The 902-nt window shown below is 45.2% G+C and carries 2 tRNA genes and 1 rRNA gene; all 3 read right to left on the bottom strand.

The window, feature by feature from the left end:
* Window positions 1–498 (bottom strand): 23S ribosomal RNA (locus N5O98_RS27270); the annotation flags it as partial.
* A 161-nt stretch (window positions 499–659) separates the two neighbouring features.
* Window positions 660–733: transfer RNA gene (locus tag N5O98_RS27275), tRNA-Ala, on the bottom strand.
* Window positions 734–803: 70 nt separating this feature from the next.
* Window positions 804–880 (bottom strand) — tRNA-Ile (locus N5O98_RS27280).
* Window positions 881–902 lie beyond the last annotated feature (22 nt).

Here is a 902-nt window from a genome sequence, read left to right on the forward strand (position 1 = left end):
TCCTTCACAGTACTGGTTCGCTATCGGTCTCTCGGGAGTATTTAGCCTTACCGGATGGTCCCGGCAGATTCACGCAAGATTCCTCGTGTCCCGCGCTACTCAGGATACCACTACGCTTCGTTTAGCTTCGAATACCGGACTATCACCGTCTATGGTTTCATTTTCCAAAGAATTCTTCTCACTAAATTTCTTGCGACATCGTGGTCCTACAACCCCAATATTGCCGTAACAACATTGGTTTGGGCTAATCCCCGTTCGCTCGCCACTACTTGGGGAATCATTATTATTTTCTTTTCCTGCAGGTACTAAGATGTTTCAGTTCCCTGCGTTAGCTTCCATCTAGGATGGATGACATTCCTTCAGAATGCCGGGTTGTCCCATTCGGAAATCTTCGGATCAAAGGTTATTTGCACCTACCCGAAGCTTATCGCAGCTTATCACGTCCTTCATCGCCTCCGAGAGCCAAGGCATCCGCCATGCGCCCTTGCTTACTTTCTTTCAAACGTTTTATTCTCATACTGGTATTGACTTGGGAATTGCTTCCGGCTGTCAATATTGCATATTCGAACACGTACGGTTTGATATATACTTTTAGCTCTTACTTTTAATTTTACTTTTTGTACATCATGTCAAAGATCGTTTTCTCTTTTCAGAGATCGTGGAGAATAACGGATTCGAACCGTTGACCCTCTGCGTGCAAGGCAGATGCTCTAGCCAGCTGAGCTAATCCCCCAAGAGGTTGTTCAAGAATATCGTTTTTTAGCTTTTAGCTTTCAGCTTTCGCTGTTCCTCATTCTTGAGCTTGGTAGTCCCAGGCAGAGTTGAACTGCCGACCTCTACATTATCAGTGTAGCGCTCTAACCAACTGAGCTATAGGACTAGTTCAACCTTGTCTACCTTTC

The organism is Bacteroides sp. LFL-34, from assembly GCF_027257075.1.
Classification (GTDB): domain Bacteria; phylum Bacteroidota; class Bacteroidia; order Bacteroidales; family Bacteroidaceae; genus Bacteroides; species Bacteroides ovatus.